Source organism: Leptospira langatensis, assembly GCF_004770615.1.
Lineage (GTDB): Bacteria > Spirochaetota > Leptospiria > Leptospirales > Leptospiraceae > Leptospira_B > Leptospira_B langatensis.
This window is the reverse complement of sequence record NZ_RQER01000007.1, coordinates 219,286-244,536: the sequence shown is the minus strand read 5'-3', so window position 1 is coordinate 244,536 and position 25,251 is coordinate 219,286. Positions and strand designations below refer to the sequence as shown.

The window sequence follows — 25,251 nt, the reverse complement described above, 5'->3', positions numbered from 1 at the left end:
GTGTTCGATAAATTAGATCGACTGTACATAAATTCGGATTATCTGACCCGTATCCGAGCCAAACATCTTTTCTTCTTGAACGCATTCCTATTGGTTTCCTGTGCGATCGTGATCGTTTTCAGTGTACCTAAATTTCGACCGGGATTCACCCTGGTAAGTTTCTCTTCCGCACTTTCTTTGATCCTTGTGTACAATAGAAGATACAATTGGGCGGTCAATATCACTCTGTCGAGTTGTCTTTTGGCCCTCACCATTGGATTAGTTATTGGGATCAAGACGGACGCGCGCTCGTACGCGGTCGCTATTCTCATTCTTCTATTCTTATATTTTACGGATATCAGAAAGACTATTTTCGTTAGCTTATATTGTCTTCTGCTCCTGGTTATAGAAGCCTATTGGAATTATATGCAAGGGGAATTCCAATCCCTTTTGTTTATCGACAGGATCATGTTGCATTGCATGTTTTCTTGTATAGCGATCCTGATCGTTCGTCTTCTCTATGGGCATGCAGAAGAAAAGGACAATCTGATCAAGGAGATCCACCATCGTGTCCGCAATAATATGCAGGTACTTTCCGGTTTGGTGGAAATGCATAGCATAGAGAACGGAGATACCTCTAAGATCTTGCAAGAATTCCAAAGAAGAATGCTTTCCATCTCCGAGGTGCAGAATGCGATCTATAAGGAACAGAATTATAACGAGATCGTATTCTCCGAAGTAGGCGCAGAGCTGATCGCAAGGATCTGTGAGAAGCACCGTATTCCCAATCTAAAGATCCAAAACGATATGCAACTGATCCGTTTGAATACGGAAAAGGCGATCCCTCTCGCGTTGATCTTTAGCGAGTTAGTTTCTAACGCGGTCATTCATGGTTCCAGAGAGAAGAACAGTCCGGAGATATTCGTTAGCTTTGAAAGAATAAACCGAACGTACAGGCTCAAGATCCAAGACTTCGGAAGCGGTTTCGAGGATTGGAAGATCTGGAATACACCTAAGACGATCGGATTCACTCTGGTCCAGATCCTATGCAAGCAATTGAGAGGAAGGTTCCAGATCCAAAATGAGAAAGGAACCCAGGCAATCGTTGAGTTCGATGCTTAACGATCTATGATCCGATATTCTGTTTCTTTCTACCGAGTAGGAATACCCCGGAAAGAACGATTGCAGTTCCTGCCAGATTTTCCCAAGTAATCGATTCGCCTAATGTGGCGGATGCCAAGAATAATGTGAATACCGGGCCCACACTTCCTGCGATAGACGCTTTGTTCGATCCGATCCTTTGTATCCCTGCGGTGGTTAAGAAAGCGGGAAGCACAGTAGTCAAGAACCCGAGTGCAAATCCGTAGATGTACACTTGCCAGGTTTGTTGGAATAATATCTGTACATCCTTCTTTAAGAAAAAATGAATGAGCACGAATACTCCGGACCAGATCATGAGAAGAGCGGTGAATTTTTTGGAGCCGAGTTTCGGGATCATCTGTCCGCTTCCGATCAGATAGATGGCATAGGCTAAAGCAGATAGAAAGACCAGGGTCCCTCCGATCCAAACCGATCTTCCTTGGGATTCCGTATCCGGCAAGAATGCGAGTAGGATCCCGGAATAGGTCAGAGCTACGGAATAGATCTCTATCTTATGGATCTTCTTCTTGAGGAATACGAAGCTTAGAATGAGGACTAACGCAGGATAGGTGAATAGTACCAATCTTTCGATGGACGCAGATAGATATTCCAAACCCCAGAAATCGAAAAAGCTCGCCAAATAATATCCCATGAACGCCAAGAATACGACGACTGCATAATCCTTCTTGGAAATAGGAGAGGAGGTCTTCTTGCGGTTTTCCTGGTAGAGAACGTATGCAAAGAAGGGAATGGCAAAGGACATTCTCAAAGCGAGAGTAGTTACCGAGTCTATTCCAAATTTATAAACTAGTTTTACGAGCACTCCCTTAGAGGAAAATAAGACTGTCCCCGCGAGCGCGTAAATATAACCCAGAGTTTCTTCGCTAAACTTAGAAGAAGGTCTGTTCTCTCCGGGAATGGAACTCATTCTTCCAGGTTTCCAGATCGTGTTAGCTCTAAAAGTAAGATTCGCGAAAAAGAAGGATCATTGTCCTAAAAAGATCAGGTTCACATCTTTTTGGGAATATAAGAATCCGCCTTCTTTCAATGCTGCAGGAAAGAAGCTCTCTCCTGATCTTTCGGACGCGGCCTTAATATCTTTGATCTTTCCGTAGCATTCCGAAAGAAAGAATGCATGTCCGCAACCGAACATGTGGTATCCTTCGTGAACCATTGTATGAGTTGAGCCTCCGTACAATAAGGAGCCCAAAGAGGCAGTATGAGCCAAGACAAATCCTCTGGTCCCCGTATAACTGTCTACGGCTCCCAAGACTTCGAAGGTAGGAATGAAAAACAAAGCGAGAATATAAGAAGCAAATTCGTAAAGAAGATCGGAGAATTGTACTCCCGCAAGAGCAAGGATACGATCGCAATCCGAGGGAAGAGGCGCCTGAAAGAGTTCCTTCATGATATCGTTACTCGTCCAACCTGGCCTCTGCCAGTCTTGGACCCTACTTACTTTTGCTTGCAAACGATACATACTCAATTCTTCGTTCCAAGAGTCGAAGAGGGTATCCATTCTTTCCTTGGAGACATTCGTATCCTTCCAAACGCAGACGCGGACCGTCCTAGGTTTGCCGTAATCGTAGGTCTCTCTTACGCTTTCGCGATGAAATCCAACGGTGGTGCAGGATAGAAGCAATAGTAAAGGTAGAAGTCGAATATGTCGCATGTTTGAATTATCCGGAATCTTGGAAAAACTCCTTGGAAAAGCAAGGAATTTAGATCGATACTAAAGAGTAGAAGCTCCCAAAAATACAAGAACCAATCCTAAGATGAAATCAGCGAAATTACAAAAGCCACTTACTCCTTTCCAAATATTATTCTTGGTCCCTCTTGCATTATTCATTCTTACCAGTTTTATAGGAGAAGGGTTGAAATTGTATCGTCTCTCTAAAGAAAGGAGCGCCTATTCATCCTTATCCGATATAGACAAACTTATGGAAGATCTATCCATGGAGGAAATGTTCCACAAGTACGGTTACGATTTCCGAACTAAGATGACTTCGGATGAAAGAAGGGACTCGGGGATGATCGGGGACTTCTCCCTAGAACAAGTGATCCCTAAATTCTTCTTCAGTTTAACTATATTACTTTATCCTACATTCTTACTTCTTAGGTTTATCAAAGAAGTCTTAGAAAAGCCCAAAAAGTGATCCGAGACGTACATGACACATCATTATAAAAAGCATAAGAAGTCGTCAGTCTCGGCAAAGAAGAAATCCTCTCGTCCTTCTTCTTTGTTTCTTGTGCTTGTGGGGATCCCTTTCTGCATCTTTCTGGTGAGCGCAATGTTAGGAAGCGTTCTTAGATTGGATCGGATCAGCTCCGAATCCGCATTTGAGAATCGATTGAATCCGATCGAGCGCGTTTGGCGAGGCTTAAAATTAAAGGTATATGCCTATGAGTACGGTCCAGATTATAGAAATAAGATCCCGGAAAATGAAGCAAGATCCATCGGATTGTTCAGAGAATCCATATTAGAAAGTCTATTGCCCCGTTATCTGTTCTTATTCTTAGCTATCGCATTTCCTTGTTATTTTATTGTAAGATTGTTAAGAGAAAAGCCGATCCCGAAGAGCCAGGCCTGGCCTATCGCTTCTTCTAGTGGTAAGAAGAAGATTGCATATTCGAACCCAAAAAAAATTGCCAAGTAGGAAAATGATTTGCGTCCTGAATTGTTTGATATGGAACATGACTTATGTTACCAAACAGTCCCAAGCAAAAAGTTTCTTCTCTCTTCTTATTTATAACTTTTTTCTTATTCACTTTCATTCAATGTACTCTTGATAAACGGGTCGATTTTTCGGAACAAGACAAACTTGGATTGGAGTCCGGTAGCAAACCCTGCTCAGAATTAACGCCATATACTAGATGGTTTGCGTTTTACGGGTTGGTGAAACTTTCCAAAGATCCTCAGTTTGATCCAAAACCAGGCGTCGTTTACTTTTCTGAAAATAAGGTAAATTGGTGGCAGGGCGGATTGACCTTGCTCACCGGCTTCTTCTCCTCTATCGTATTTCACAGAGTGCATGTTTCAGAATGCGATCTAGGTACTCGCTTCGTGCATAGGGACGATTACGAAAAATTCTTCGAAGATGAAAGAGAGAAGGCACGCCAAGAACTATTCGCTAAGACTGAAAAGGAATTGGAAGAAGGTCTTCGCAAGTATCTGGAAAAGACGAGCCCAGCAGAGCATGCAGGTAAGGATTACAGCACTATTATTCTGAGAACCGGTAAGATCCTGGAAGCGAGAGTTGTAGGCCAGGACATAGATTCCTTGAAGTTAGAGATAGATGATTCTAATGGTCATAAGCAGGAATCAAACCTTTCTAAGAAAGAAGTCTATAAAGTGATCTTTGCAACGAAGGTAATCCGCGTTAAGGATACCTCGAAAGATAAGGATAAATGATCTTCGTTCAGGATCTGATTCGAATGAAATGCAAGGATGGATTGAGATCCATCTAACGCTGTGACCTAATGTATCTCCCTCGAACAGGGGAGATACATAAAATGAATTCAATAAATTTCTGAGCTTTCCGTATAAAAAAGAAAATCCGACTTGAGATGAGTGTTACTCGTGCTATGCTCTTATACAATTATGAAAAGCGAAATCAGAGTCCTTATATGAACCTTACCCTTACTCATTGCGTTCTTCCTTTAAAAAGACTTGGGGCCTTCCTATTCATCTTTGCCTTATTATTAGATTGTGGTGCCGCCTTAACCTATCAACAAACGGAAGAAGCCGCTCAGCAAAGTAATTCCAATTCAAGTAGTAGTGCGATCCTTGCTGCTTTAGGAGTGAGTGGAGGAACTGGGCTTGCGAGTTTTTCCCCTTCTCATATTTCCTTTAAGGCAGGCAATTCCGGTTCTTACGATATCGTATTTTCCAAGTGGCCCCTGACTGGACTGCATGGCACGATCAACGTAAATCTAGTTATGCCTGGAGTTTTGTCGAGTATGACCCTGACTAGTTTTAATATCGCGGATGATGACCAGGGATATCCACTCCATTTTCCAAATGTAGCTTCCAGCGGCAAGCCCGGCTCCGGTGTGATCCAGCATACCATTACAAGCGCTCCTGATGCTAGTCTAAATGGTACTAGTCTCGGAACCGTTTCCGTTACGGTGACCCCATAAACTTTAGTCCGACTACTTACTCACCCCGAAACAGACCGCCATCATATCGCCTTGGTCGAATTTCTTTACCGACCAGTCCGCGAACTTCTTTGCGGTCTTGTAAAATAGGCCGGCTCCTTTCTTCGCAGTGAGTCCGCTTCCATACGAGATATGAGCCAGCGGAATATAACCCAATTCGTTCCCTAAGGAAATGATCCCCGGTAGACTATAATAGTAAAGATGCTCCGGAACGTTCAAGTATCTCCATTTAGGTCCTAGGTATTTTGCTAGGACTCCGTATCTGCAAGTGGAGAGGATCATTCTTCCTCCCGGTTTGAGATGCATTAAGATTTTCTGAAGTGTTTCCTTGGGCTGGTGCAAATGCTCTATACTTGCCCATAATGTGATCAGATCGAATTTCTCTTTTCCCTCAAGGTCCCAGGTTAAAAAATCTTTTTGTTCCACATCCAAGCCCAGAGTCTCCTTTGCAAATCGGACCGGGCCACTCGCTATGTCTAATCCTTTGGTCTTCCATCCTCTGCCCCTAAGATAGTCCAGGAAATATCCGGCGGCACATCCTACGTCCAAGGCGGATCTTTCTCCGCTCATCATTCTTTCCCACTTAAAGAAGCCTAAGTCCTGCAGGTTTAAACCGAATACTCTTGCGATCTCCTTCTTCGTTTCTTCCGAGTAATAATTGTCGTATCCTCTATCGGTCCTTTGGGTGAAATAAGAGTCTTCGTAATATTTGGAGACCTCTTCTAAAGAGGGCTGTGGATTTACCTGGACGAGTCCGCACTGTTTGCATTCTACGATGGAGAAGACTTCTCCCTTGGGACTTGCCTTAGTGAACATGGGTTTAAAATCGATATTAGAACATGTATTGCAAGGTATAAGTGGCATAGTATAAGGATCGACGTTTTGGTAAAATTTCAGACATAAAATGAGTAATTTCTCGTATTATGTACTCCAAAGAATGGGGGATTTTTATTCTGTACCTCGGGACTCTTTGAGTTTTCCGTTACACTCCTCTTTAAGGCTTGCTTTCTCGGTAAATTCGTTGTTAAACAGATTGTATGCGAACTCTGAAATATATTATTAAAAGATTTCTAATAAGCACTTCTCTTGTTATCCTAAGTTCCTGCATTTTCGATTGCGGCCTTGTATTGACGGGCACGGATGTAGGCAGAGAATTACTCGGTTTATCTAATAATCAGAAGGACGATTCGTCTGAGAAGATCGCTTCCTTATTGGGATTGGTCTCGGGCTCTTCTCTTCTAGAATTCAATCCCACCACTTTAACTATGGCGGTGTTTGCTTATCAGAGCTACACTGCCTCTATCAAAACTCCGATCCCTTCTACATGGACAAATGACGGAGAATCCTTTTTGGATCTTACTCTGACTCCTAGCGGTTGTCCTTCCGCGAGTGATGATAATTATACCTCCATAAGCTTCTCAGGTTCGTCGAGCTATTCCGCTCAGAATGCGACGTTTCGGTTTTTAGGTACAGGGAATTGCGTTATTATTCACAGTGTGAGCGGAGCTACCCCCGATATCGGTCTGCCGACGGGAGCTGTAATTGGGATCCTTCCTGTTGTGATCACTCCTTAATGATGCAGAAAGACTCTCGTAATTTAGAAATAAAAACCGCTTTTCTATGAGAAAGACTTTCAAAAAACTTCCCTTAGCATGAAAAGAATCGCGGTATTATTTTCTCTTCTTACACTAGTCTTATTATTCTCCGTAAATTGCGGAGCCTCTTATGTTCTCTTCAATCCCGATACCGGTTTGCTTGTTGGGAGTGACAATAGTAAGAAAAAGGACCAAGAAAAAGCTCCTCTTTTCGCGCTTCTTGGGATCGCTAGTTCGATTGCTACATTCTCTCCGAATCCGGTAGTCATACCGTTCGGGACTTCCGGATCATTCTATTCTTTGGATATTCCGAACATTCCGAACTCTTGGACTCAATCCGAATTTGGTTTTAATATTTTTATCCAAGCGTCTTGCAATAATGCTAGTATTACTACCATCGACGGAGTGGATGGGGCTTCTACTTCCAGTCCTTCTTTCCAATCGGTTGGATTTGAGCCGATTTCGATCTCATTTTCCGGGGGAAATATAAATTCGAATCTGGTTGGTTCCTGTGTCTTTACTCATGCAGTCCATAACCCGACAGCGAATTTTCTGCCGGAAGGTTTTCCCTTGGGCAATCTTACTGTTATCTTTGATCCGTTCGTAGGGGCGGTCATCGGTTCGGTTTGGTTCGCAGACTTTCCTTCTGCCCAAAGCGACCTCATCGGAAGAAAACAGCTTTTCTAAGGGAAAGGTTTTCAAAAACCTTCCCTTAGTATGAAAAGAATCGCCGCATTATCCTCTCTTCTGGGGATACTATTCCTTCTTTCCGAAAGTCAATCTCTCCATTCCGTTGAAACGGAAACTCTCAAGATCAAAGCTGTGGGAGACTTGGTCATGGGAACAAATTACCCTGAGAACAAGCTTCCTGCGGACCCGAGACGTACCTTATTTACCGAAGTAGAGCCCAGTTTGAAAGGGGCGGATATACTATTCGCAAATTTTGAAAGTACTCTTACTGACTATCCTCATTGCGCTAAGAATATCAATCGTCCTCTTATCTTTGCATTTCGTACTCCTCCATCGTATGCAAAAATCCTAAAGGATGTGGGATTCGATATCGTATCCATTGCGAATAATCACAGTTTGGATTTTCATGTGCAAGGATTCGAGGATACAGCCAAGAATCTTTCCGAAGCAGGAGTTCGATTTACCGGAAAGAAAGGTGCCATCACTTATATGAATGTGAAAGGCATTTCTATCGCATGGATCGGATTCAGTCATATGGAAAGTGCTCATAATCATGTGAATGCGATCGAAGAAGGAGTTTCCTTGGTGAAAGAAGCTAAGAAGAAGGCTCAACTCGTCTTTATATCCGTGCATGGCGGAGCGGAAGGTGGACCAGCTCTTCATGTGAAGAATGAGCAAGAAAGATTCTATGGTGAATATCGAGGAAATCTAGTCGCTCTTTCTCACGCTTTGATCGATGCAGGAGCGGATCTTTTCATAGGCCACGGCCCTCATTTGCCTAGAGCCATGGAATTGTATAAAGGGAAATTGATCGCTTATTCTCTCGGGAACTTTTTGGGCTATAGAGTATTCTCTACCAAAGGATACGGCGGCTATTCCTTAGTTTTGGAAGCCGATCTGGATAAAAAGGGGAATTTCGTAAAAGGAAAGATTTTGCCTTTGCAATTGAGCCAGAACGGGATCCCGGCCCCGGATCCGGATGCAAAGACTGTAGAATTAATGCAATCCTTGACCAAGACGGATTTCCCAGGAAAAGGACCGAAGATCCAGTCGGACGGAACCTTCTTTCCTTAATTCATTTATTGGAATATTCTAATATAGAAAAGCCCGATCTCGCGGTGGCGAGAGCGGGCTTTTTAGTTTAGGGATCGGATCCTAACTTATTGTTGCGGTTTAGGGGTCGGATCTAAGGCTCCTGCCGGCGCCTTGAAGTTGATCTCGAATAGATCGTAATGGGATTCTCTCCATCCGGTAGTGAATGCTACCGAGATCCCCATATAATACTTGGTCGCGTATTTTAAGGTCTTGGTCGCATAGTTCGCCATTTCCTCGTCGGTGATAGAGAATGGATGCACTTTTCCTCTTACTTCGTCCAGGTAGGTCCCTTCCCAAGTGCCGATCATGGTTCCTTTATATTCCAAACTTAGAATATGACCTGATACGGAGAAATTCCTCTTGGATCCGGATTTTGGAACTACGAATTTGTCCTGTAGATCCTTAGGAGCAGACCTATCCTGGAGTTGAGCTCCTATCACTTCGAAATCCGTGGATAGAGCAATAGGCTCTATTCTATGGATCCTATACTGCAAAAGCACTTCTTGGTTCAAGTTCTTAGTGAGGAAGTTGACCACATCCGGATTCTCGGGGCGAACGCTGAAATCCACCTTCTTCTTTACCGCGGTATAACAAGCGTCTTTTTGATCGTCGCAATTTTCGGACGTGTCTACTGTGGTAACTTCGATCGTACCTTCGTAAGAATCAAAGATCAGACCTCTACTTTCGAATTGGATCAGTTTCGCAACGGTCCAACCTTCGGAATAAGTTCCCGCTGCGGATAAGGAGGATGTGAGTAAGAAGAAGATTCCCGCAAAGAGAATGCTAATAGATCGAGTACGTTTCATTCGGATTCTGAGCTCCTAGTTTTCCTGTCGAAGCCGGAATGTTTCGGCCGACGGATTTCGTGAATCCTTTCCGGATTTCATCCGACATCAAGAAAATATTTCTTTCCGGATCTGAAATTATAGAAGAAGGGACTTTGTAAGAACGCTTTCTATAGGCGCTCCTATATGACGGTTTTTAAGATTGCCCCCCTATCGATCGTTGGGAACCTGGTCTTGCAAGTAATTTGGAACAGGGAATTCGGTGAAATCCCGAAGCTGTACCCGCAGCTGTAAACACTAATAACGATCGGAGATCGCCCACTGTCCTCGGACGGGAAGGGTCCGAATCGGGTGTGAGTCAGAAAACCTATCCGGTTTACTTTCGTACTTTGGCTTTCGGGAGTTAAGGCCTTTCGCTGCATACGACCGAGCGGCGTTTCCTTCCTTCCCGCTTGGAGATTTCTTTGCGCTCGACCTTTGGTAGAAAGTCCGGTTTCTACAGAACTTTTTCTGGAAAGAGGATCCTCTTTCTGGGGATCGTTTTGCTCTCTAAGCCTAGCTTCTCTCAGGATTTGCCAAAGACGGAATCCGCTCCTATAAAGGTGGTGGGAAAAACTACCAAAGCGAACGATCCGGAGAATTTCAGAAAGAACCCGAGTGGTTTTCAAACGGCGATCGATCTAAATCAATACACTGCACGTTATACTAGTCTTCCCGATGTTTTGGAAAGAGAGGCCGGGGTAAGGATCCGTAGATACGGAGGCCTAGGCTCTTATTCAACTCTTTCCTTAAGAGGGACCAACCCGAACCAGTCCAGGATCTATATCGATGGAGTTCCTTTTAATAATACGCAAGGAGGGGAAGTCAATCTTGCGGATCTTCCCTTCGATAATTTGCAAAGCATAGAAGTGTACAGGAGCGGGGCTCCCGTAGGATTCTCGGGTTCTGCCATCGGTGGCAGTGTGAACCTAGTGACACGCACAGGAGGTGGTCCTCCCAAGACCAGAGTGAATATCGGAGGAGGAAGCTTCAATACAGGAAAGGGGAGCGTAACGCATACGGGAAGCTATGGAGGAATAGGCACCAGTCTCTTCTTCTTGGGCGAAAAATCGGACCAGAATTTTTCTTATCTAAACGATCATGGCACTTCTCTTGTAAATCCTTTCGACGATACCATCGACAGAAGAAGGAACGCTCAGTTTGAAAGGACCCAAGGTATGATCGGACTGAACGGGGAGATCGGAAATACCAAGATCAAATTTTGGAACGATCTGAATTATAGATTTCATGGGATCCCCGGACCGGAAAGCAACCAAACCCTGCAAGTGCATCGCAGGTATCTGAGGAATACTTCTACCATAGGAACGGATACCAAGGGACTTCTGGATGGACTCTTGCGAATAGAGACGCGCGCGTTCACTACGATCGCGAACGATGATCTATTCGATCCTAAGTCCGAGTTCTCGAAAGGAACACCTAACTCTTCTGCGATCATTCATCAATCGGGAGCCTATCTCACTCCTACTTTGTATCTATTGGATTATAACCAGATCTTTCGACTTCATTTCGGTTTGGAGAAGGAAAGCTTCGATCGTTCTAGGAGCACTCCTCAAAATATAGATCTGAAATATGAGCCTGGGAAATTCAGGACCTACACTACTGTTCAATTAGAAGATGAGATCCGTTTCTTCGATGGAAAACTCATCTTGACCCCGGGCGTTTCTTGGGACAATTATAGGGATCGTTTTCAATCGGACCAACCTTGGTACCAAAGACAGGACCCGACTGCTTCTCCGGACAAGACTACTAAGTTCTCGAACCCAAAGACAGGCCTCTTATGGAAGATAATCGAAAAAGAAAATTATGGTCTGGATTTTAAGACCAACGCTTCCAAGCAGAATCGGATCCCAAGCTTCTTGGAATTATTCGGAGAAGTGGGGACCATCATCGCGAACAATTCCTTGAAACCGGAAAAGAGTGAAAACTTCGACTCTGGATTTACGGGAAGCTATAAGGACGGAGATCTGAAATCGAGCCTTACCGTTTCTTATTTCAGGAAAAGGATCCAAGACATGATCCTATTCATACCGAATTCACAGTTCACTCTTCGTCCGGAGAATGTGGACTCTGCACGGATTGACGGAGCGGAGGTCTCTCACAAGTCCGAATACAAGGGTTGGAAATTCTTGGTGGATTATACGTACCAGGAAGCGATCAATACGTCCGCTGCTCCGTACTTGCATGGCAAATATCTGCCTCTTAGACCCAGACATGAGATAGGTGCAACCCTTGCGTATAAGAGCAAGATCTGGGAGCTTGGGTTCGAAGGTGTCTATGTGGGGGCCGTCTTTAAGGACCGGACCAACGAATACGTAAATTACCAGCCTGCACGTCAGATCTGGAATGCATATTTTACTCTGATATTATATTCTTCTCCGGAAGAAGAGAACCAAAAGCAGGAAAAGGCTCCTAAGGAATTACTCCTAAGCATTGATCTGCGGAATATGGGAGATAAACGGGTCCAGGATATCGTAGGGTATCCTTTACCTGGTCGGAATTGGTTTGTTACTCTGAGTGCAAGGTTTTGAAGATGAGTAGAAGATACTACATATTCCTTTCGATCCTTATCCTTACTGCTTGCGGGGATATACAAAGGCCTCCTCTGTACACTTTATTCCTCACTCCGAACCTTCCGAATAATATAGGAGTGGTAGCTACGGATTTCAGTAGTAGTGGTAGGTTCAAGGTGCTCAACCCTGAACTACTGATTTCTTATCCGGGACTGACCCCCATCCATTCGGACGCAGTCGCTCGTTTCGGGAATGAGAAAGTATATATTATAAATCGATTAAATAAGGACAGTGTCCAGGTACTGGATCCGAATTTCGGCTTCCAAACTGTGGCGGAATGGTCCATGGGAGCGGGAACCAATCCGAACGATATAGCCATTGTGGGGCCGAATAAGGCATATGTTTCCTTGTACAATTCCAGATTTCTCCGGATCATCGATCCGAGTACGGGGGCCTCTCTCGGGAATATGGATCTGGGAGGATATTCGGAACCGAGTGCTATCCCGGATAACTTGCCGGAAGCCTCAGGAATGCAGATCGTAGGGAATAGTCTCTTTTTATGTTTGGAGAGATTGGATCGGAATGATCCGAGCGGATATTTCCCGCCGGGACCCTGGGGATCTCTATTATTAGAAATTGATATACTAACCGATTCCGTGATCGCGGTGTATACGTTCCCGACGCCCAATCCTGTCGGTAAACCGCAGTTACTGGATCTTTTCGGAGAACCTCATATCGTCATTCCGACCCCGAATCGAATGGGATTCATTAGCGCTTTGGACGGGGGAGTCACTGCGTTCCGACTCTCTACTCGTACTTTTCGTTCAGGATACTTGTATTCGGAGACGACTGCGGGTGGGGACATGATGGTGGTCCAGATCGCAAGCGACCAATTGGGCTATGCTAGCGTGATGGATGCTGGCTTCAATAAAACATTACAAGTATTTAATCCAAGTACCGGTCACAAGATATCCACGTTGATCTTTATTCCTTCTTCTTTTGATGCGAGTCTTTCCAGCATTCTGCTCGGAGACGATGGGATCCTGTACGTTGCTAATACCGAATTCACTCAACCGGGAGTGAGTATGTTTGATACCAAGAATGGGAATCAGCTCATTACGCCTCTACCGGTCTCGGTGGATTTGCAACCTTTCGATCTGATCCAATTGAAAGATTCTCCCTGAAAGCGGATTGACAAAACGCCGAAAAAATGGATCATCCATCGGTGGTTTTTGGAGGCCCTTCTTTTGATTTCCGATATATTTCAGATGATTGCTGCCGGCCAGAAAGCTCAGGTGATCTATTCTTTGAGGGAAGCCCCGGATCTTTGCTCCAAGCAAAATGCCGAAGGCATCACTCCGGTCTTATTCGCACTCTATTTCGGAAAAGAAGATATCGTCCAGGCCTATCTCACTCTTGGGATCCCGTTGAATTTATATGAGGCTGCTGCCTTAGGGAACGAAGAGAGAGTTAGAGAGTTGATCGAGGGAAATCCTTCCTTGGTGCATTCCTATAGTCCTGACGGTTGGACTCCTCTGCATCTTTCCGCGCATTTCGGACATATCTCTTTGATCAAATATTTGTTAGATAAGGGTGCGGACATCCACGCGAAATCCAAAAGCAAGTTCTCTTTGGGAAATACTGCACTCCATTCTGCAGTCGCTTCTTGGAAGACGGATGCAGTGGCACTCTTGTTGGAGTACGGAGCCAATCCGAATTTCACTCAAGAAGGCGGATTTTCTCCTCTACATATAGCTGCTTCCCGCCAAGGAAGCGAACAGATCGTGCATCTTTTATTGCAAAAAGGAGCCGATCCGGACCTGAAGACGGAAGACGGAAAGACTGCCAGGGATATTGCCGCAGAACGCGGAGTTGCCTTAAGTATATAATATCTTCATTATTTACTTTTTTTGAATAAAACAAGGATCTGCACTATCGACTGAACGCAGAGTAAGGCCAAGATCGAGAAGAGGATCCTGCTGCCTTGTGTACGAATAGACATTAATTCCGCTTTCAATTCAGAAATCTCCGTTCTCAATCCGGAGATCTCGGTCCGCAAGGACTCCATGCCGGACCTCCATTCAACCCAAGGAAAAGAAGAAGGGAATTGCCTTGCTTGGCCCCTAATTCCCATTTTTGTAGGAGAGTCTTTGCCTAATTCGGAGATCTCCTTTTGCAAATCCTCGTTCAAGGGCCATTTTTCGTAAGCCCTCTCCAGATAATTCTTAGCCGATGCGAGATTGCCTTTTTGTCCTTCTTCTCTACCGAGCCCGATCCAGGCTCTGGTAAGCAAGAATTCCGCCTTCGAATCGGAAGGATTCGACCCTAAGATGGAATTTGCCAGTTTCTCCGCTTCCGCAAACTGTTTCGTCTCGAGTAATACTTCTCCTTCTTTTATCCAAGAGGATTCGGATCCGGAAGGATCTTCTGCATATAAGGAAAATTGAATATAACATAAAAGAAATACCACAATACTCTTCCCCAAGGAAGAAGGAACCGAGATCATATTCTCAGGAGGGCCCTTTTTCCAATAAGAGGAACGGGGACGATGATAGGCTCTCAAAGGGCGATTCATCTGTCGATCCGGATCGCTTTGTGAGCATACCTTCTGCGAGGCATCGGTTTGGGATGAAGGCTCCAGGAGGAGAGGATGGGATTTCCGGAATCCAAAAAATACACGGAGTCTTCCGGAACGTTAATCGCACTCGCTCCTCCGAATACGAATATATTTCTGGTCTCATACGAAGCCTGGGCCGCCGGATAATACAAGGAAGAAGGAAGAGTCGGTCCCGCAGAAAAAACTCCGGAGCCCAATTGATAGAACTCCGTTTTATTTGTTGGAAGAATGGAAGTCGCCGGTTGGAACACATTTCCGGAACCAGTGGATCCTCCGATCACCGCAAACCAAACTCCATCTCCAGGATACGGGTCTTGAGAGCCAGGATTGATGCAAAGTCCCGCGCCACCATGCTTGGATTCCACAAGGCTGGGCTCGCTGAAAGATGTGGTCGTATTTGCAGAAGGAACGAAACCGTCCGTGCTGGAGTTCGCGCTTCCCGTATTGTACGTCCTTCCTCCCGAGTGGAAGATAGTACCGTCTACTGCACAACCCGACATATCCACTCTGCTAAAGATACTAGAAGAGGAAGAATAAGAGATCCATTGTCCGCTTGCACCGATCTCCGGATAGAACTTTAGAATTGTGTTAAATACGGGGCCGTTCGTCATGTCGCTAGAATTGGAACCGGAAAGAATATAGATCTCGTCTCCTACCGAGCCGTACACCGCTCCCTGAGATCCGAAAGGAAGACCGGCTTTGTTCTCCCAAATACCCGAATACGGATCGTATACTTCTACCTTTGACGACATATTGTATACTCCCGAGACGAGTTCCATTCCTCCGATCACATATATTTTACTTTTATGTGATAGAACGGAAGCATACACCCTAGGCGTGGGAACACTTGTGATCGATGGATACCAGGTCCCGGTAACAGGATCGAATAGATCTATCTCCGCGATCGGCAAGGCAGTGGAACCGATCCCTCCCACGATCCAGATCCCCCTTGTTTTCGGAGGATCGTTAGAGATCCAAGTCTTAAAGCGGATGGATTTCCCTTGGGCTATGCTCTGAGAGCCACAGGTCAAGATCGCATGATATTCCGTGTTCGGTTGCAGATATTTCAATTCTATCCAATGATTTTTTTGGGAAGAAGGGTCCGAAACCATTCCTGCTTCGCTGTAGACTCCGCCTTTTGCCGGCTCGGAACAATTCCAAGAAAGGGTGGCTGAATTCGGACCTAGCTTTGCAATGTAAGCAACTCCGACTTTGGAGGCTTCTTCCCCTAGGATGGAGCTTAAACCGGGATCACTGCATCTTATCGATCCTAGGAAGAATATTATAAAAATAAAATATTCTGGTCTCATATATAGAACCCCCAGGAGAACCGGACTCCCGAATTGCAAAGGCTCGCTTCTGTTTGTATATGGCATTGAGAGCGGAGTCCGATCCGGATCTGGTGACGTTGGCTTATATCCCAGGACCAGCCGAATTCTAGGAGTAGATCGGGAGTGAGTGCAGAAGTCCTATCTTCTCCTTGGCTTCTCGTGATAGAACTTGCTCCTGCTCCCAGAAGCCAATATGGGGAAGAATGTCCATAGGTGGAGCCGATATATGCATTTTGGCTCCAGAGAGAAAGTCGTCCTGTATTTCCTGGGCCACTCGAATATTCGGAGGAAAAACCATAAAACCAACCCGATGTTTTCGCATTCCTCTCTAGATAGAATCCGCCTCCGTATACCAAGGGAAATGCCTTGGACCAAGCACCTAAGGACGCCAATCCGAAGCCGGAGAGACCCATTCTCCAATTCCGATTGATCTGGGTCGCATCCAAGTATTTGTCGGGAAGAGTAGGAGAAGTTTGCAAATCCTCGGACGGCTCTGATACTATTTTACTTTTATCTAATTCTGCAAAACCGAGCTCCGTCTTTAATACGAGTTTCGAGCCTTTCTTCTCGACGAGTATCCCTCGCAAGATGGTCCCATCGCTTAATACAAACTCAGCGTACTTGTAAGAAGAGTCTAAGCCCTTCTTTCTGGGATCTATTCTTTGGATCTCCGACTTAGGGATCCTATATTTCTGATCTTTCCAAGAGAATGAGATATCGTTTTGGGTCTCGAGAACTTCTTCTGCTAAGAATGCATCACCATTTTTTAATAAAACCTCTGTCGATAATAAGGAGGAAGAGGATAGGAATATAGATAAAAGGAATAACAAGATTTCTTTTCGCATAACGCTCTCTTGGTTCTAGGCAATTCAATCTGGAACGGAAATTCAGCATCTCTCATCCATTTGCCATTCTTGGAAACGATTTCCATTTTCTTCTTCAAAAAGAAAGAAAATATTTTGAGGGGAAGAAAAAATATCCTAAATTGGGATATTACTGTTTGACAAAAGTCTTTTTAGACTCGTTAGTGCTCCTATATAAATAGCACCTGATCTGGTGCCGCTCACATCTCGACTGATTCCCCCGATCGGAACTTGGGTTCCGGAACTATTGGTGAGGATTCGCAAGAGAATGTTTCGATCTAGAAAATACTATATAATTCTGATTCTGTTGAGTGCGTTATTCGTCTTGGCGGGGAATCCTCTCCGACCTATGTTTGCCTTATTCGCGAATCTATTCGGGATCCAAACGGAGATCCCTCTTCCGTTTCCGGAAGTGAATGTGGACCATACGGGGAAGGCAAGGTTTTCCCTTGGGATCCAGGTCCCTCCTGGAGCAGGAGATCTGGTGCCGAATATCTCCATCCAATACTCCGGTTCTACAAACCAAGGGATCCTGGGGAAGGGTTGGTCCTTATCCGGTTTCTCTCAGGTGGCCAAGAATCCTAGTTTAGGAATTCATTATGGATCTTCGGATGGATTCGTTTCGGATCAGTTTGGAGAGATCCTTTCTTCGAATGGGGATTATAAATTCAAATACGAGACTTTTTCAAAGGTAGATCTCTCTTCTAATGTTTGGAAGATCCGAGATAGGAACGGTACGGTATATTCCTTCGGGCAAAACAATTCTTCCGGAGCCAATTCGATCTTAGATGGGAACGGACAACCTGTTACGTACTATCTGGATCAGGTGCGGGATCGATTCGGGAACGGATATGATATCAGCTATGATCCGGAAACATTGCAATCCAATGAGCCTATTCCGAAAGAGGTCCGGTATGCCAGAGGGAATGCCAGGATCGTTTTCTCCTATACGGATCGTTCGGATGGCTTTGGGGAAAAGCTGTTTTATGCGACTCGCCAGATCTCTCGTAGAAAACTTTTGGATCGGATCCAAGTCTTTGCAAAGGACGAGTCCGGTGCGGAAAAGGAAGTGGAAACCTATGAGTTCGACTATGACTCGTTAGACGGTCAGTCCATTCTTTCTTCTTTTCATAGAGAACAGTACAAACCGATCACATTTTCGTATACACAAAGGTCCAAGCAGAGTGATCTTCTCCAATCTTCCGGCAAGAGTTTTAAGAACTCGTATCGGGCCTTGGAGCCGAGTGTGCAATCTTCTTGCTCGATCACTCAGGCAATCTGTGCCTGCACCGCGGATTGGGGATGCATTGTAGCAAGTAATTATACCGCTCCGGATCTCTGCAGGGCAGGGATGGAAGCCTTCCAGGATGTTTGCGTGAACGGTGTGGAGATGTCTTTCGTGACTGCCATGGACACGGATGGAGATGGTTCTCCCGAGCTAGTTCGCATCTTAGGCGAAATGGGAGACCAAAAATTTACGGTCTCTTCTTTGGGTTCTTGGGACGGTTCCGGAAATATCTCCTTGAGTGCTGCCGAAAATCGAGTGGGTGATCCCATCGGGTTGAGCACCCAAGGACAAATTTTACCTGGTGATTTCAATGGGGATGGGAAGAGCGACTTTTTAGTTCTGAGACAGAAAGGCTTGCCTTTAAAAGTTCATTACGGTCCGAACTTTTCCTCTTCTGAATATTCAAATATTCTAATAGGAACCCTGGATTCGACGGCGGACGATTTTTCTCAGAGATTTTTTACCGCAGATGTAAATGGGGACGGAAAGACGGATTTTCTGCAAACTGCAGACGGATCCTCGATAGAGGTGTTTTTGTCTACCGGCTCCGGTTTCCAAAAGAGCCAAAGTTTAGCTATTACCGATTTCGGGACGGAGTTCCAGCAATTCGTGGATCTGGATCGAAATGGGGTTCCCGATTTTGTGAGAATAGCGACTACGAATGGGAACAAGAGACTGATCGTCACTTTCTTCGATTCTCAGAACGGACAATTGCTTCCCTTAGAAAGTACTGAGATATCCAGACCAAGTTTCGGCGCACATGGGGATCAATTCTTAGCGGATATCAATGGGGATGGGTATGCGGATTTTGCATTCTTCTCTTTGACCGGTAGCCAGGGGAATATCTCGTATTATCCGTTTGATGGACGAAAATTCGTTTCGAATGGGGCCAGTCCGTTCGTAAGTTCGGAAGTGAATGGGGCCTATGCCAATCTGGAAAAGAAGAAGTTCAGTTATCTGGCATCTTCTTCTTATTTGGAGATCGATCTCTCCGGAGACGGGATCAAGGATCGGGTTACTTACGATACTTCCAATTATTTGAATCCATTCTTTAAGGTAGAATTGTACGATCCGGTCCAATCCACCTATCTTCCTGCCTTTAACTTGTATTGGAATCAGGACCAATCCATGGATCTGAACGGGGATGGGACCCTGGATACGATCCGAGCGAATGCTGTGAATACGACGGATCCTGCGAATACGGACCCTTCTGTAGAGAGTATTACTACTCGGAATTTCTCGATAAGCATTACGAATCTATTATATTACGAGGTGCCTATCGATCTGAGCGATTATTTGCCTGCTTCTCCGAGTTCCGGCTCGGCGGCGCAGAATGCTTACTTCAATTGGCGAAATCCTAAGACTTTTCTGGATTTGAACGGGGACGGAAAGGCGGACTTTCTACGCTTTGACGATTCTTCTTCTCTATTAAGTATTTCTTATGCAAAAGTCGGTGGTGATGGGAATACAATCTACTCCGCGGACGGGGACGATACTTGGTCTACGAATGGGTTCTTTATGGCCTTGGATATCAATTCGGATGGAAAGCCGGAGCTTCTCGGTATGGATGGGAACCAAAAGGGGTTTCAGTCCAGTATTCCCAGTTCCGCTCCCTTCATCAATACGACCCTGTATCGCCAGTTTCCGTACGAATCGAATGTAAGTATTTCGCTATTGCGTTTCCGTAAGGAAGTACCGAGCGGACTGGTCGCGCAAATGGAGAACGGATCGGTCTCTTCTTCCGGCACAGTGATGCAGACTTTGGATTACCAACTTGCCAAGGATCATATCGGAGCTTGTTCTATTGGCGCTCCTTCTTCGGATCCTAAGATCCAATCCGTCTGCTTTACGGATGTTCTCTTGACGAGTCTGTCCCAGAAGGCGGGAGATTCGGTTCTTTCTTCCCAAAAATTCCAATATTCGAATTCCAGAATATTCTTAGGAGGCTTTCGGAATTCCAGCTATATCGGTTTTCAATCCGTTGGACAAACGGATTTGGTCTCCAATTCCCAGGTCCAGTCCAAGTATGAGCCAAGCTTCCTAGAAATGGTAGGAAGTCCTACGTACCAGGTTTCCTTTCGAAATGGGGTCCAGGTAGGAGAATCGTTTAGGTCTTATACGAAGTCTTCTTCTCAATTTGGTAGCATATTGATCCTGCCAGGTGCTTCGACTGAAAATTCCTACAGTGGAGGTCAACTTCTCGGCTCCACTACGATCACTCCAGTATACGACTCCTTCGGGAATGTGATCGGCAAATCTACAAATACGAACGGAACGACTTTAACGGAAACCAATGCGTATCAAAACGATTGGAATGCGGGAATACTGGGTCTACCTACGGATCGTCAGATCCAAAGAGATGGGAATTTGATCTCTTACAAGAAAATGGAATATTCTAATTCTTCGATATCATCGGTTCAGGAAATGGTTTCGACGGGTGTTTGGAAGGCTCAGTTCATTCATTCTTATGACGAGTATGGAAATCCGATCTCTGTCCAGGATTCCAACGGGAATATTAGCAATATTCAATACGATCCTGTGGTCCATAAGTATCCGACCCAGATCAGCAATTCGCTGGGCCATACCACCTTAAAGACGTACGATTACACGAGAGGATTAGAGCTTTCTAATACCGATCCGAATGGCGCGGTCTCTAAAACGGAATACGATCCACTGGGGCGAGCGGCCTTCAGTTATCTGCCGGGAGAAAGCGATTGGTCTGAAAAATTCGAATATGAGAACACCGGGGACCTAGAGAATCAGCTTGTCCGAAAAGTATTTCGCATCAGTAATGGTGAGACCTGGCGGGAAGATTTGAGTAATTATATTACCGGAATCTCTAAAAAGCGAAGCAGTCTTGGGAGCGGCTACGTACTCGTGGAGGAGACCCATAAGGATCCTCAGGGACGGGTCGTTCGTAAGGTGGATCCTTATTTGGAAGGATCGGATCCGTTTTCCTGGACGGACTTTTCCTACGATGTGGAAGGGAACCAGACCAAAGCGACGCGTAACGATGGAACGATAACCGATATTTCTCGTGACGGACTCTCGATTACGAGTACCGATTCCTTGGGTGGGAATATTCTTGGCCGGACTGTCGAGGTCAAGAACGCGCTGGGGCAAGTAATTTCCGTTACGAAACAAGGAAAGACGATCGGCTATTCCTATTCACCGAACGGAAAGACCTCGCAGATTTCCGATCCTGAAAACGGGACCACATACATTGAGACCGATCTTGCAGGAAGACAGACTAAGATCATTCATCCCGATTCCGGGATTACCGAGTTCTCCTACGATCCGAATTCGGGAAATCTAATAGAGCAAAGGAATGCGAACGGATCCAAGGTCGGATATGGTTATGACGTTTTGGGGAGGACCGTCCAAGTTACGGGTCGTTCTTCTCAAGGAGAATTGGAATCGCATGCGTACGAGTATGATGATCCGCAAAAAAGCAATGCGATCGGGAGATTGACCCGTGTTACGGATAATTTGGGAAGCACGGAGTTCCAATACGATATTCGTGGCAACCAAACTCTAATTCAGAAAAATTTAATAGATGAGGATTTGACCTTTCTCATCCAAAAGAAATTCAATCTACAGAACCAAGTAGAAGAAATCGTTTATCCGGATGGCAGTATCGCCAAGAATCTCTACTCGGATGCGGGTTATCTTTCGGGGATCACATTGACTCCCTCGAATGGAAGCGGTTCGGATTTTCCTGTAGTTCAATACAATGGTCCCATTCTGGAAGACGGTCAGATCAAGATCCAGAGAGTTCTAGGCAATGGGGTCCGTACGGATATCTATTACGATCCGATCCAACTGAGGCCGACTAAATTCAAGACCTCTAAGGATACCCAGACCTACCAAAGTATAGAATATTCGTACGACAATTTTGGGAATTATCTATCCATCCAAGACAAGGTAAATCCGGGTCGAAGCCAAAACTTTACCTATGACCCTCTCAATCGTCTCTTAACTGCGGCGGGAGTTTATGGAAGCGAAGACTATCAATATTCGGATTCCGGAAAACTACTCCAAAAAGGAAATTTAACATATTCTTATACGAACCAATCTCATAAGAATGCGGTGAGTCGCGTAGTCGGGCAGAATACAAGCTACGATTATTCATACGACTCTTCCGGGAATGTGATCTCTAGGAGCGGAGAAAATTTTACTTATAATTCCTTTCAGAAATTAAAGAGCTTAACCACCGCCGATCAGGATACCATTCTATTCGATTACGATTTTACAGGGACTCGGATCCGAAAGACAAAGTCCAGCGATTCCAGTAAAACCATTTCGATCGGAGGGATCTATGAAGTAGTCCTAACTCCGGGGCAATCTCCTCAACACACATTGTACTTTAAGGGAAATGCGGGAGATCTGGTCGGCCAATGGACCAGAACGGATGCGGTATTAGTAAGCAAGGCCCTAATGGTCGAAGATCCTTCCTCCCAGATGCGATCGGCTTGGAACGGCCTTGTATGGAACTTAAAAGATAAGTCGATCCGAGGGATTAAGTATTTCTTCTTAATTCCCGGAACTAATTTGGGATTTCTGTATATAGCAATCTTCTTAAGCTTAGGATTCGCCTTTTTAGCCTACCAAGAGGGGATCCGTAGCATTCTATTTAAGTTTGCGACCCCCATTCTTCTTTTAAGCTTTTCGCATTGCTCCGTATTTATGCCTAACGGGAACGGAACTCCCCCTTGGTTGATTGCTCCTCAATTCAGTTCCGATACGCCTTCCGTCAGTAATCCGTACGAACCGGGGGGAGCAGGCTCCGGAGCCGGACTTCCTTTCAGTGGGTTTTTGTTCCTACATCCGGACCATTTGGGTTCGATCACAATGGCAACCGACGGGAATGGGAATCGGATCGCCGGAGGAGACCAGGGAGGAGCATCCTATATTTCATATAAACCGTATGGGGAAATACAACGCACAGATTCTTCCGGACCGGATGTGTTCCGTTATAAATACAACGGACAAGAAGAAGATAAGGAAACAGGGCTCTATTATTTCAAGGCTAGATATTACGATCCGATCTTAGGAAGATTCCTACAAGCGGATACGGTTATGGATTCGAATCGCCCTATGGGCATGGATCTATACATGTACACGGAAGGAAATCCTGTACGATATACGGATCCGAGCGGGAATAGCATCCTGAGCAGTTTCTTGGATAGAAACGGTTTAGGTTTTTTTAATTTTCATATTTCCGTTAGTGGCTTCTTCCAACGCGCATTCTTCATCAGTTCCCAAAGATGGAGCGATGCCTTAGGAGTAGGGGCAGCGATCGCTCCCGTAACCCTGATCGGCACGGCTCTTGGGATCGGCGCCGCAGGGGTCGGGATCGCTAGCATTGTCGGACTGAATCTAATGGGTGTCGCACTTGGAGGTGCATTAGCGGGAAGTGCAGGAGCGACCATGGCTGCCGTCACAGGATTGGTTGCAAGCATGGGAGCAGTCTCAGTGGCTTCGACTATAACCATGGTAGCAGGAGCCTTGGGGATTGGGGCCGGACTTCTCGCTTCTTCTGTAGCAATGGTTGCAGGTGCTACTGCCTTGCTTGCCGGAGTCGCCGCTCTTACGGTCGCTTCTTTTTTGGTAATGGCGGCTCTGGTTACTGCCATCGTTCCCGCCGCGGGAATCGCGTATTTGCTTAGCACTACTGCTTTAATTGCAGGTTATGTAGGGGTCGCATTTGCTGGATCGGTCCTTTCTCCATTCACCCTTCAAGCGTATATAGCAGGCGGTCTGTCTAAATCAAGTTTCAATAATATACATTGGAGCGAGAAGGACGCGAGGATCGCGGCTTGCTATGCAACCGGTATCCAGTTCGGGATCATGATGGGAGTCAGTGCTGCTGGGATCTTTGGAGCAATCACTGGAGAATATACCTTAATAAAGAAAGCCGCCGAATACTTTGGATACGCGAGTACTGCAAATAGTGCTTATAAGAAGGATTGGAGATCTGTCGGTGCGGACGCTGTAGGGTATTATATTGAGTATGAGACGAAAAAGGCTGCTCCACCGATTGGTCTAGTTTTAGATTACGGAGATGCGGTTCATAAGACCTGTGGAGGAAGTTTGTGAAATTCAAATTTCTCCTGCTGACTATACTGTGCATCCATTGCGAGTCATGCATACCTCTGGGAGGAGTTGTCCCTCGTAACAGGAGCTATGAAATACAAACTACGAAAGGAAATTTTTTAAAATTTCAAATAAGAAATTACAAAGATCGTAAGAATTATCAGCCAGATAGTTGGTTTTATAAAATAAACCAATATAGATTTCTTTTGGAATGGTTCCCTCCTGATCCCCCGTTTCCATATACAAAAGGTGATTACTCGTACCCTATAAATCCTGCAGAAGAATATTACAAAAACAAAAATGACCATTTGCATCGTAATTGGTTTGAACAAATGTTGAATGGAGATCGGAGGGAATTCTTTGCATTCGATTGTGAATATTGGATTCCTTTGCCGTCCGGGCATAATAAATTTCAGTTTTATGTAAATGATTTTGAGAAAGAAAGAAGTAGCAAAATTATTCGAGATTTTAATCTCCCGGAAAACCACTCCCTTCGAATGACCGTTTTTCCTGCGCGTATTGATTATTCTAAATACCCTGCTGCAATAATCCATCTCCAACTTGGAGAGAATAAAAATTCCCAAGAAGGTCATAAGGGCTTCGCTTTCGAATTCCAAATCGAAGAGAACAAGCCGGGCGAAAAAGAATTACAATGCGATTTGTATGAGAATGCGGAGACGCATAAATGAAGATCTTGGTAGTAATAATCATGAATCGCTTCCTCCTCATATCCTTTTCTTTCACATTTTATTTCTTTCATAATGTCGGCTGCATTCCTTTGGCGGGTATTGGTGAATCTCGATATAGTCATGAAGCAAAGAATGTTAAGTCTACTTACTTAAAATTCAACGTGAAAGACTATAAAGATAGAAGGAGTTATGAACCTGAGTATTGGATCTACAAAACTAACCAATACAATTTTGTGCTTCGATGGTTTGATCCTGATGCTCCATTCCCTTTAGCAAAAGGAGATTATCTATATTCGATAAACCCTTCTGAAAATTATTATATTCATAAAGGGGATACGCTTTATAGAAGCCGGAT

General features: G+C 45.0%; 20 protein-coding genes and 1 riboswitch. Of the genes, 13 read left to right on the top strand and 7 right to left on the bottom strand.

From position 1 onward, the window contains the following. Positions 1-1,101, top strand: coding sequence for a sensor histidine kinase (locus tag EHO57_RS12775; RefSeq protein WP_135643702.1), 1,101 nt, complete (start codon positions 1-3; stop codon positions 1,099-1,101). A gap of 4 nt (positions 1,102-1,105) precedes the next feature. On the opposite strand, the gene EHO57_RS12770 is transcribed toward EHO57_RS12775, so the two are convergent. Both EHO57_RS12770 and EHO57_RS12765 read right to left on the bottom strand, forming a co-directional pair. After that, complete coding sequence (locus EHO57_RS12770; protein ID WP_135643699.1) at positions 1,106-2,047, bottom strand: DMT family transporter; 942 nt, start codon at positions 2,045-2,047, stop codon at positions 1,106-1,108. A gap of 57 nt (positions 2,048-2,104) precedes the next feature. Beyond that, the gene (locus EHO57_RS12765) at positions 2,105-2,791 is read right to left on the bottom strand and encodes a hypothetical protein (RefSeq protein ID WP_135643697.1); all 687 of its coding nucleotides are present in this window, start codon (positions 2,789-2,791) and stop codon (positions 2,105-2,107) included. 103 nt (positions 2,792-2,894) lie between these two features. Between EHO57_RS12765 and EHO57_RS12760 the strand changes: the two genes are divergently transcribed. The 4 genes from EHO57_RS12760 to EHO57_RS12745 all read left to right on the top strand — a co-directional run bounded on the left by EHO57_RS12760 (position 2,895) and on the right by EHO57_RS12745 (position 5,259). After that, the gene (locus tag EHO57_RS12760; protein WP_135643695.1) at positions 2,895-3,275 is read left to right on the top strand and encodes a hypothetical protein; all 381 of its coding nucleotides are present in this window, start codon (positions 2,895-2,897) and stop codon (positions 3,273-3,275) included. Positions 3,276-3,287: 12 nt separating this feature from the next. Beyond that, the gene (locus tag EHO57_RS12755; protein ID WP_135643693.1) at positions 3,288-3,776 is read left to right on the top strand and encodes a hypothetical protein; all 489 of its coding nucleotides are present in this window, start codon (positions 3,288-3,290) and stop codon (positions 3,774-3,776) included. Between the two features lie 44 nt (positions 3,777-3,820). Further along, positions 3,821-4,531 carry an LIC_13076 family protein gene (locus tag EHO57_RS12750; protein WP_135643690.1) on the top strand — a complete coding sequence of 237 codons (711 nt, stop codon included), beginning with the start codon at positions 3,821-3,823 and terminating at the stop codon, positions 4,529-4,531. 155 nt (positions 4,532-4,686) lie between these two features. Then, positions 4,687-5,259, top strand: coding sequence for a hypothetical protein (locus EHO57_RS12745; RefSeq protein ID WP_135643688.1), 573 nt, complete (start codon positions 4,687-4,689; stop codon positions 5,257-5,259). Between the two features lie 12 nt (positions 5,260-5,271). Here the strand turns inward: EHO57_RS12745 and EHO57_RS12740 are convergent, their stop codons facing one another. Further along, positions 5,272-6,141 carry a class I SAM-dependent methyltransferase gene (locus EHO57_RS12740; RefSeq protein WP_135643686.1) on the bottom strand — a complete coding sequence of 290 codons (870 nt, stop codon included), beginning with the start codon at positions 6,139-6,141 and terminating at the stop codon, positions 5,272-5,274. 173 nt (positions 6,142-6,314) lie between these two features. Here EHO57_RS12740 and EHO57_RS12735 point away from each other — a divergent pair, with 173 nt between their 5' ends. From EHO57_RS12735 to EHO57_RS12725, 3 genes are all read left to right on the top strand, one after another. Further along, on the top strand, positions 6,315-6,851 hold the full coding sequence (locus EHO57_RS12735) for a hypothetical protein (protein ID WP_135643684.1): 537 nt from the start codon (positions 6,315-6,317) through the stop codon (positions 6,849-6,851). 78 nt (positions 6,852-6,929) lie between these two features. Continuing rightward, positions 6,930-7,559 (top strand): hypothetical protein, encoded by a 630-nt coding sequence (locus EHO57_RS12730; RefSeq protein ID WP_135643682.1) that lies wholly within the window; start codon positions 6,930-6,932, stop codon positions 7,557-7,559. A 30-nt stretch (positions 7,560-7,589) separates the two neighbouring features. After that, on the top strand, positions 7,590-8,636 hold the full coding sequence (locus EHO57_RS12725) for a CapA family protein (protein ID WP_135643680.1): 1,047 nt from the start codon (positions 7,590-7,592) through the stop codon (positions 8,634-8,636). A gap of 86 nt (positions 8,637-8,722) precedes the next feature. Here EHO57_RS12725 and lsa26 read toward each other — a convergent pair whose 3' ends face one another. Beyond that, complete coding sequence (lsa26, locus tag EHO57_RS12720) at positions 8,723-9,463, bottom strand: surface adhesion protein Lsa26 (protein WP_135643678.1); 741 nt, start codon at positions 9,461-9,463, stop codon at positions 8,723-8,725. A gap of 191 nt (positions 9,464-9,654) precedes the next feature. Further along, positions 9,655-9,831, top strand: a riboswitch (cobalamin riboswitch). 132 nt (positions 9,832-9,963) lie between these two features. On the opposite strand from lsa26, the gene EHO57_RS12715 reads away from it, so the two are divergent. From EHO57_RS12715 to EHO57_RS12705, 3 genes are all read left to right on the top strand, one after another. Continuing rightward, positions 9,964-12,030, top strand: coding sequence for a TonB-dependent receptor (locus EHO57_RS12715; protein ID WP_210410017.1), 2,067 nt, complete (start codon positions 9,964-9,966; stop codon positions 12,028-12,030). Between the two features lie 2 nt (positions 12,031-12,032). Continuing rightward, on the top strand, positions 12,033-13,196 hold the full coding sequence (locus tag EHO57_RS12710; protein WP_135643674.1) for a hypothetical protein: 1,164 nt from the start codon (positions 12,033-12,035) through the stop codon (positions 13,194-13,196). Positions 13,197-13,262: 66 nt separating this feature from the next. Then, positions 13,263-13,901, top strand: coding sequence for an ankyrin repeat domain-containing protein (locus EHO57_RS12705; RefSeq protein WP_167882252.1), 639 nt, complete (start codon positions 13,263-13,265; stop codon positions 13,899-13,901). Positions 13,902-13,909: 8 nt separating this feature from the next. Here EHO57_RS12705 and EHO57_RS12700 read toward each other — a convergent pair whose 3' ends face one another. The 3 genes from EHO57_RS12700 to EHO57_RS12690 are packed head-to-tail and all read right to left on the bottom strand — an operon-like array spanning position 13,910 to position 16,805. Continuing rightward, on the bottom strand, positions 13,910-14,587 hold the full coding sequence (locus EHO57_RS12700; protein ID WP_135643672.1) for a tetratricopeptide repeat protein: 678 nt from the start codon (positions 14,585-14,587) through the stop codon (positions 13,910-13,912). After that, on the bottom strand, positions 14,584-15,939 hold the full coding sequence (locus tag EHO57_RS12695) for a Kelch repeat-containing protein (protein WP_135643670.1): 1,356 nt from the start codon (positions 15,937-15,939) through the stop codon (positions 14,584-14,586). The genes EHO57_RS12700 and EHO57_RS12695 overlap by 4 nt, the downstream gene beginning before the upstream one ends. Then, positions 15,936-16,805 carry an LA_3334 family protein gene (locus EHO57_RS12690; RefSeq protein WP_135643668.1) on the bottom strand — a complete coding sequence of 290 codons (870 nt, stop codon included), beginning with the start codon at positions 16,803-16,805 and terminating at the stop codon, positions 15,936-15,938. Before EHO57_RS12690 ends, EHO57_RS12695 begins: the two co-directional genes overlap by 4 nt. A 286-nt stretch (positions 16,806-17,091) precedes the next feature. Between EHO57_RS12690 and EHO57_RS12685 the strand changes: the two genes are divergently transcribed. Both EHO57_RS12685 and EHO57_RS12680 read left to right on the top strand, forming a co-directional pair. Next, on the top strand, positions 17,092-24,210 hold the full coding sequence (locus EHO57_RS12685; protein WP_135643666.1) for an RHS repeat-associated core domain-containing protein: 7,119 nt from the start codon (positions 17,092-17,094) through the stop codon (positions 24,208-24,210). After that, on the top strand, positions 24,207-24,896 hold the full coding sequence (locus EHO57_RS12680) for a hypothetical protein (protein ID WP_135643664.1): 690 nt from the start codon (positions 24,207-24,209) through the stop codon (positions 24,894-24,896). The genes EHO57_RS12685 and EHO57_RS12680 overlap by 4 nt, the downstream gene beginning before the upstream one ends. Positions 24,897-25,251 lie beyond the last annotated feature (355 nt).